8 protein-coding genes are annotated in these 8,243 nt (G+C 72.2%); 3 read left to right on the top strand and 5 right to left on the bottom strand.

Going from position 1 to position 8,243, the window contains the following annotated elements:
* Window positions 1-92: 92 nt before the first annotated feature.
* Window positions 93-1,154 (top strand): AI-2E family transporter, encoded by a 1,062-nt coding sequence (locus E1165_RS26525; RefSeq protein WP_132394462.1) that lies wholly within the window; start codon window positions 93-95, stop codon window positions 1,152-1,154.
* A 4-nt stretch (window positions 1,155-1,158) separates the two neighbouring features.
* Here E1165_RS26525 and E1165_RS26530 read toward each other — a convergent pair whose 3' ends face one another.
* The 4 genes from E1165_RS26530 to E1165_RS26545 form a co-directional block, all read right to left on the bottom strand.
* A complete protein-coding gene (locus E1165_RS26530; protein WP_132394455.1) occupies window positions 1,159-1,959 on the bottom strand; it encodes an alpha/beta hydrolase in 801 nt (266 codons plus the stop codon).
* Window positions 1,960-2,025: 66 nt separating this feature from the next.
* Window positions 2,026-2,352: a hypothetical protein gene (locus E1165_RS26535; protein ID WP_132394456.1), complete on the bottom strand. Its 327-nt coding sequence runs from the start codon at window positions 2,350-2,352 to the stop codon at window positions 2,026-2,028.
* Between the two features lie 87 nt (window positions 2,353-2,439).
* The gene (locus E1165_RS26540) at window positions 2,440-4,230 is read right to left on the bottom strand and encodes a 3-hydroxyacyl-CoA dehydrogenase family protein (RefSeq protein WP_132394457.1); all 1,791 of its coding nucleotides are present in this window, start codon (window positions 4,228-4,230) and stop codon (window positions 2,440-2,442) included.
* Window positions 4,231-4,408: 178 nt separating this feature from the next.
* Complete coding sequence (locus tag E1165_RS26545; RefSeq protein ID WP_132394458.1) at window positions 4,409-4,897, bottom strand: FHA domain-containing protein; 489 nt, start codon at window positions 4,895-4,897, stop codon at window positions 4,409-4,411.
* Window positions 4,898-5,118: 221 nt separating this feature from the next.
* Between E1165_RS26545 and E1165_RS26550 the strand changes: the two genes are divergently transcribed.
* On the top strand, window positions 5,119-6,618 hold the full coding sequence (locus tag E1165_RS26550) for an aldehyde dehydrogenase family protein (RefSeq protein ID WP_132394459.1): 1,500 nt from the start codon (window positions 5,119-5,121) through the stop codon (window positions 6,616-6,618).
* A gap of 130 nt (window positions 6,619-6,748) precedes the next feature.
* Here E1165_RS26550 and nucS read toward each other — a convergent pair whose 3' ends face one another.
* Window positions 6,749-7,408, bottom strand: a complete 660-nt coding sequence (nucS, locus tag E1165_RS26555; RefSeq protein ID WP_132394460.1) for an endonuclease NucS — start codon at window positions 7,406-7,408, stop codon at window positions 6,749-6,751.
* Between the two features lie 71 nt (window positions 7,409-7,479).
* Here nucS and E1165_RS26560 point away from each other — a divergent pair, with 71 nt between their 5' ends.
* A complete protein-coding gene (locus E1165_RS26560; RefSeq protein WP_132394461.1) occupies window positions 7,480-8,088 on the top strand; it encodes a DUF4126 domain-containing protein in 609 nt (202 codons plus the stop codon).
* Window positions 8,089-8,243 lie beyond the last annotated feature (155 nt).

Here is an 8,243-nt window from a genome sequence, read left to right on the forward strand (position 1 = left end):
CGCCCACCCCGCCCAGCACCGCGACGCGCGACACCGGGACGCCCGGCGGGCCGGGCGAGGTCGACCCGACGGAGTTCGAGGTACCCGGCCCACTGGCCACCGGCTCGGGCCGGTTCGGTCAACCCGGGCGGCCGCTGCGCCGCAGCAGTTTCCTCGTCGGCTTCACCGGGGCGCTCGGCGTGCTGCTGGCGTACACGGTCTGGCTGGGGGTGCGCAACGCCGGCGGCATCCTCGTGCTGGTGGTGATCGCGCTCTTCCTCGCCGTCGGGCTCAACCCGGCGGTGGTCCGGCTGCGCTCGTGGGGGCTGCGGCACGGCTTGGCCGTCGCGGTGGTCGTCCTCACCCTGTTGCTGGTGGTCGCCGCCGGCGTGGTGGCGCTCGTTCCACCGGTGGTCACCCAGACCGGAGAGTTCATCACCCAACTGCCCAGCTACGTCGAGGAGCTGCGCCGCAACCGCACCGTCAACGACCTGGTGGAGCGGTACCACGTGATGGAGCGGGTCCAGGAGCTGGCCAACGCGGACACCGTGGGTCGGGCTCTCGGCGGGGTGCTCGGCGGTGCCCAACTGATCTTCGGCACCCTGTTCCGGACGCTGACCGTGCTGGTGCTGACCATCTACTTCCTGGCCTACTTCGACCGGCTGCGCGCCCTCGGGTACGCGCTGGTCCCCCGCTCCCGCCGGCACCGGGTACACCTGATCGGCGACGAGATCCTCACCAAGGTCGGGGCGTACATGGTGGGGGCGCTGAGCATCGCCGTGCTGGCCGGCGCGACGAGCTTCGTCTTCGCGCTGATCGTCGGGCTGCCGTACCCGTTCGCGTTGGCGGTGGTGGTGGCGGTGACCGACCTGATACCGCAGATCGGGGCCACCCTGGGCGCGGTGGTGGTGAGCCTGGTGGCGTTCGCCACCGGGCTGCCCGAGGGGATCGCGACGCTGGTCTTCTTCGTGCTCTACCAGCAGCTGGAGAACTACCTCATCTACCCCAAGATCATGCGACGGTCGGTGCAGGTCAACGAGGTGGCCGCGCTGCTGGCGGCGCTGCTCGGGGTGGCCCTGATCGGGGTGGTCGGCGCGCTGATCGCCATCCCGACGGTGGCCGCCCTCCAACTCATCCTGCGCGAGGTGGTGCTGCCCCGGCAGGAACGGCGGTGACCCCTCAGTCGCGTCCCGGGCCGGGCACCGGGGTGTCGGCGAAGGACGCGACCGTGCGGTCGGCGTACGCGCTGACATCGCCGATCTCCGTCGGGCCGTCCCAGGTCGTCGGCAGCGGCAGCGGCACCGCCGGGTTGACCCGCCGGACGATCTCGTCCAGCACCGTCTCGGCATCACCCACCCAGAGGTGCTTCGCGCCGGGCACCCCGACCACCTCGGCCTGCGGAATCGCGGCGAACCGCTCCTCGGCCTCGGCGGGGCGCAGGTAGTCGTCGAACTCGGGCACCAGCGCGGTGAGCGACTTGCCCGACTCCGCCCAGACGGCGAGGTCCTCGGGCTGGGAGAAACGCAGCGGCGGGGAGAGCAGGATCGCCCCGGCCACGGCCGGGTCGCAGCCGTACTTCAGCGCCAGGTCGGTGCCGAACGACCAGCCGACCAGCCAGATGTTCGGCAGTTCGTGGAACTCGGCGTACTCGATCGCGGCATGCACGTCGAAGCGCTCGCCGACGGCGGCGTCGAAGGCCCCCTCGCTGGTGCCGCGGACGCTGCTGGTGCCCCGGGTGTTGAACCGGAGCACCGCCAGGTCGGCCAGGGCGGGCAGTCGCCAGGCGGCCTTGCGGAAGACGTGGCTGTCCATCATCCCGCCGTGCGTGGGCAGCGGGTGCAGGCAGACCAGGGTGGCCACCGGCGAACGCTCTGCCGGCCGGGCCAGCTCACCGACCAGCCGCAGGCCGTCGGCGGTGTGCAGTTCGATGTCCTCCCTGCGGCCGGGGAGGATCGACGACGCGCGAATCGGGGTGCTCACCGCTTCAGTCTGGCCCGCGACCGGCCGGGCCGCTCGCCCGGGCGGAAACCGGGTGACCCACGTCCCTCAGCCGTACCTCGGGGCGCCGTGCCCACGCAGCAGGTTCGGACCGCGCCGGTCCCGGGCCCGCCAGCAGCCGCTGTGCCAGTGCCGCCGGTCGGTCAGGTCACCCGTCCCGTCGGCCGGCCAGGCCACCAGGTGCGCCACCCCGGGGCGAATCTCCTGGTCGCAGCCGGGGCAGCGGTACGTCTTGGCGGACGCGCCGCCGCTGATCCCGCGTACCTGCCAGTCACCGTCGCGCCACTGCTGCACCGTGGGCACGCCCTGGCGTACCCGGTCGGAGTCCAGGTGGGTGGTGTCGTCCCGGCGGGGACGGTTGCGACGGGGGCTCACAGTTACCCAGCGTACGGTCGGGTCGGTGGGACGGCCCACCGGCCGGTGGAGGTCGTCGGCGAGCACCGGGGCGGGTTGGTGACCGGGTCAGCGCCGGGTGTGGTCGCGGAACCCCCGGCCGGTCTTGCGGCCCAGATAGCCGGCGGTCACCAGGTGCTCCAGCAGTGGCGCGGGAGCGAAGCCGGGCTCGCGCAGCTCCAGGTACAACTCGCGCTGGATGGCCAGCGAGACGTCCAGGCCGACGACGTCGAGCAGCTCGAACGGGCCCATCGGGTAGCCGCAGCCGAGCTTCATGGCGTGGTCGATGTCGTCGGCGGTCGAGTAGTTGGCCTCCAGCATCTTCACCGCGTCGTTCAGGTAGGGGAAGAGCAGCGCGTTGACGATGAAGCCGGAACGGTCGCCGCAGACCACGGCGGTCTTTCCGATCGCCGCGCAGACCGCCCTGGCGGTGGCGGTGGTCTCCGGCGCGGTGCGGATGGTCCGCACCACCTCGACCAGCGGCATGATCGGCGCCGGATTGAAGAAGTGCAGTCCCACCACGTCCGCCGGGCGTTGGGTGGCCATCGCCACGTCGATCACCGGCAGCGAGGAGGTGGTGGTGGCGAGCACGACGCCCGGCTTGCAGATCTCGTCGAGGCTGGCGAACAACGCCTTCTTGACGCTCAGCTCCTCGACCACCGCCTCCACCACCAGGTCGACGTCGATGAGGTGCTCCAGCGTGGCGGACCAGTTGATCCGGCCCAGCGCCGCGTCCCGGTCGGCCTCGCCGAGCTTGCCCCGCACCACGCCCTTGTTGAGCGAGGTCTTGACCGCCTCGAAGACCCTGGCGGACTTCTCCACGCCCCGGGTCACCGAGACGACCTCGTAACCGGCCTTGGCGAAGACCTCGATGATGCCGGTGGCCATCGTGCCGGAGCCGACCACGCCGACCTTGGCGATCCCCCGGGCGCCGTCGGCGAGCGCCGACTGCGACGCCGCGGGCGTCTGCTCGTCGGGTACGACCACCGGGGAGCCCGGCCGTTCGTAGGTGTAGAAGCCCCGGCCGGACTTGCGGCCGAGCAGCCCGGCGGTGACCATCTGCTTGATCAGGGGCACCGGGGCGTGCCGACGGTCCCGGCCGCCGCGCCGGTACATGGTGTCCAGGATCTCGTACGCGGTGTCCAGGCCGATCAGGTCCATCAGCGCGAGCGGGCCCATCGGCAGGCCGCAGCCGAGCTTCATCGCGGCGTCGATGTCCTCCCGGGTGGCGTACCGCGACTCGAACATGCTGACCGCGTGGTTGAGGTAGCCGAAGAGCAACGCGTTGGCGATGAAGCCCGCCCGGTCGCTGATGGTGACGTCGACCTTGCCGAGCCGCGCGCAGAGCGCCTCCACGTCGGCCACCACGTCGGCGGAGGTGACCACGGTCCGTACCACCTCGACCAGCTTCATCACCGGGGCCGGGTTGAAGAAGTGGATGCCGATCACCTGGTGCGGGCGGGTGGTCGCGACCGAGATCTCGGTGACGCTCAGCGAGGAGGTGTTGGTGGCCAGGATCGCCTCGGGCTTGCAGACCCGGTCCAGCTCGGCGAAGATCCGCTGCTTGAGGTCCAGGTGCTCGGGGACCGCCTCGATGACCAGGTCGACCGCGTGCAGGGCGTCCAGCCCGACCTGGAAGTTCACCCGGGAGAGCAGGGCGTCGCGGTCGGTCTCGGCGAGCTTGCCCTTGGCGACGGCCCGGTCGGTGGAGCCGGTGAGGGTGGCCCGCCCCCGCTCCAGCGCGGCCTCGGAGATCTCCACCGCGACGACGTCGACGCCGTTGCGGGCGAACACCTCCACGATGCCGGCACCCATGGTGCCCAGACCCACCACACCGACGCTGGTGAACGCGCGCGCCACGACCGGCCTCCCCTGGTTCGACTCCGCCTGCCACATTGAACGGCCGCTAAGGTTATGCGCCGGAGTCTGCCACGTGGCGATGCGATGTCGAGACGCCGTGGGATATTTCACGCAGCCCCACCGCCCCTCGGGACGGTGACCCGGCCGGCGCGAGCAGCGTCCACCGCGAACTCCGCCGTCAGGTTGTGGCGTCCACCGCGACGTCGGACGACTCCGTCCCGGGTTCGGGGGGCCAGGCCGCGGTGGGTCCGGCGGCCAGATCGCCCGTCGGCATGGGCAGGGTTGGCCGGCTGCTGCGGCGCGCCTGCCCGCCGCGCGCCGCGAACCGCAGCCCGACCGGGTCGGTCACCGCCAGTCCTGGATCGAAGACGCGCAGTTCGGTACGGCCGAGCCGGACGACGTCGCCGTCGGAGAGCAGTTCCGCGCCGGTGATCCGTCGGCCGTTGAGCCACGTCCCGTTGGTCGAGCCGAGGTCGACCAGGGCCGCCCCGGCCTCGGTCAGCCGCACCTCGGCGTGCCGCCGGCTCAGGTGCGGGTCGGCCACCGGAATGTCGACCTCAGGGGCCCGGCCGACCACCTGCGGTCGCGGGCCCAGCCGGAAGCTCGCCCCACGCATCGGCCCGCCCACCACCGTCAACAGCGGCGCCAGTTCCGAATGTTCGTCCATGGACAGTCAGCTCCCCACCTGCCTCGCCCCGGCACAGCCTGCCATCCGCGTCCACCGATCCCCAACCCCCGGGCGGACATCTCGCCGACCCCTGGCGGCCACCTCGGGTTGGCTGATCCGTTGCCCGCGACGGCGGGTCGGCGGCACCATCCTCGCTGCCGGCCACTTGGTCCGGACACCAACCCCTACCAGTGGGTAGCTTGCGGGTCTAGACTTCCACCATGACGGCTGTGCATGTCCCGGGCATTCCGGTCATCGAGGACGGCCGGCTGATCTCCACGAATCCCGCCACCGGCGAGGAGGCCGGCCGCTTCCGCGTCGCCACCCCCGACGACGTCACCCGGGCCGTCGACCGCGCCCGCCCCGCCGGCGACTGGTGGGCGGGGCTCGGCTTCACGGGCCGACGCGAGCGGCTGTTGCGCTGGCGCGGCCTGCTCGCCCGTCGGATCGAGGAGCTGGCGCAGCTGATGCACGTCGAGGGCGGCAAGCCGGTCCCCGACGCCGTCGTCGAGATCCTCACCGCGATCGAGCACGTCGACTGGGCCGCCCGCAACGCCGGCCGGGTGCTGGGGCCCCGCCGGGTCCGCTCTCGGCTGATCCTCGCCGAGTTCACCGGTCACCTGGAATACCAGCCGTACGGTGTGGTCGGTGTGATCGGTCCGTGGAACTATCCCGTCCTCACCCCGATAGGTTCCACCGGGTACGCCCTGGCCGCCGGCAACGCGGTGGTGTTCAAGCCCAGCGAGTACACCCCGGCCGTCGGGCAGTGGCTGGTCGACAGCTTCGCCGAGGTGGTGCCCGAGCAACCGGTCCTCACCGCCGTGCACGGTCTCGGTGACGTGGGCGCGGCGCTGTGCCGCTCGGGCGTGGGCAAGCTCGCCTTCACCGGCTCGACCGCCACCGCGAGAAAGGTGATGGCCGCCTGTGCCGAGTCGCTGACCCCGGTGCTGCTGGAGGCCGGCGGCAAGGACGCGATGATCGTCGACGCGGACGCCGACCTGGACGCCGCGGCCGAGGCGTGCGTCTGGGGCGGGCTGACCAATGCCGGGCAGACCTGCATCGGCATCGAGCGGGTCTACGCGGTCGAGCCGGTCTTCGACGCCTTCGTCGGCAAGGTGGTCGCCCGCGCCGAGCGGCTGACCGTGGGCGCCGAGGCAGCGGACATCGGCCCGATTACCATGCCGGGTCAGCTCGACGTGATCCGCCGGCACATCGACGACGCGCTGGCCTCCGGCGGCCGGGCCGTCCTGGGCGGGGCGGACGCGGTGCGACCGCCGTACGTGCACCCGACGGTGCTGGTGGACGTTCCCGAGTCGTCGGCGGCCGTCCGCGAGGAGACCTTCGGCCCCACCCTGACCATCAACCGGGTGCCCGACGCCGACGAGGCGGTACGACGGGCCAACGCCCTGCCGTACGGTCTCGGGGGTGCGGTCTTCGGCCGCAAGCGCGCGGTGGCGATCGCCCGGCGGCTGCGCTCGGGCATGGCCTCGATCAACTCCACGCTCACCTTCGCCGGGATGTCGACCCTGCCGTTCGGCGGGGTGGGCGACTCCGGTTTCGGGCGGATCCACGGCGAGGACGGCCTGCGGGAGTTCGGCCGGGCCAAGTCGATCACCCGCCGCCGGGCCCGGTCGCTGCTGCCGTCGACGACCTTCGAGCGGACGGCGGCCGACGTCGCCCGCCTGGTGAAGGCGGCCAAGCTGATGTACGGCCGCCGCTGACCGACGCGACGCCGCCCGGCTCCCGGGCCCGGCCGGCGCGGTGACCGCCGAGGCCCGGCCGGCGCGGTGACCGCCGAGGCCCGGCCGGCGCGGTGACCGCCGAGGCCCGGCCGGCGCGGTGACCGCCGGGTCAGAAGAGGGTCAGCTCGTCGCGCTCGATGCCCCGCAGCTTGTCGTAGTCGACCACCACGCAGCGGATCCCCCGGTCGGCGGCGAGCACCCGGGCCTGCGGCTTGATCTCCTGGGCGGCGAAGACCCCGGTGACCGGGGCGAGCAGCGGATCACGGTTCATCAGTTCGAGGTAGCGGGTGAGCTGCTCCACGCCGTCGATCTCGCCGCGCCGCTTCACCTCGACGGCGACGGCGCCGGAGTTGGCGTCCCGGCAGAGCAGGTCGACCGGGCCGATGGCGGTCATGTACTCGCGGCGTACCAGGGTAAACCCCTCGCCGAGGGTCTCCGGGTTGGCCGCCAGCAGTTCCTGAAGGTGCGCCTCGACGCCGTCCTTGCGCAGCCCCGGGTCGACGCCCAGCTCGTACGAGGTGTCCTGGAAGACCTCCTCCAGGGTGATCCGCAGTTCCTCGCCGGCCTTGTTGACCACCCGCCAGACGCCCGGGGCCTCCTCCAACCGGCACGGCGGACTCATCCAGTTCAGTGGCTTGTACGCCCGGTCGTCCGCGTGGATGGAGACCGAGCCGTCCGCCTTGACCATCAACAGTCGGGTGGCCGGCGGCAGGTGTGCCGAGAGCCGTCCGACGTAGTCCACCGAGCACTTCGCAATCACCAGCCGCACCCGACGAGGGTAGCGGAGGACCGGTCCGCCGCCACCGAGCGGCACTGGCGTGCCGATGCGATCCTGAAACGGTGTTCGAAGTACTCACCGGCACCGGGCTCGCCGCATCGGCGGGTCTGAACGCCTACATTCCCCTGCTCACCATGGGGTTGCTGGCTCGCTACACCGACCTGGTCGACCTACCCGGCGGCTGGCAGTGGCTGGGCAACGGATGGGTGCTGGCGATCCTGGCCGTGCTGCTCGCCGTCGAGGTCGTCGCCGACAAGGTGCCGGTGGTCGACCACGTCAACGACGTCGTCCAGACGGTGGTCCGCCCGACCGCCGGCGGCCTGGCCTTCGGGGCCGGGGCCAGCTCCGAGACGGTGACGGTCAGCGACCCGGGCAGCTTCTTCTCGTCGAACCAGTGGGTGCCCGTGGTGGCCGGCGTGGTGATCGCGCTCGGCGTGCACCTGCTCAAGTCAGCCGCCCGGCCGGTCGTCAACGCCACCACCGCCGGGGTCGGCGCCCCGGTGGCGAGCACCGCCGAGGACGCGACCAGCGTGCTCATGTCCCTGGTGGCGATCATCCTGCCGGTGCTGGTGCTGGTCTTCCTGGTCGGCCTGCTGGTCTTCCTCTTCTGGTTCCTGCGCCGCCGCGCCGACCGCCGCCGCGAGCGCCGGGCCGCCGGCTTCCGCGTCTGATCGGCCGTCCGTCTCCACCGGCACGAACGCCGCTGGCCGGCATCCCGGGTGGGGGTGCCGGCCAGCGGATGTTCAGGTAGATCAGCTGTTCCAGTACTGGGCGACGAGGTCAGCGGCCTGCTGCTCCCACTGCGCGTACGCATCCGGGTAGGCCG

This window comes from Micromonospora sp. KC723 (assembly GCF_004348595.1).
Taxonomy (GTDB): Bacteria; Actinomycetota; Actinomycetes; order Mycobacteriales; family Micromonosporaceae; genus Micromonospora.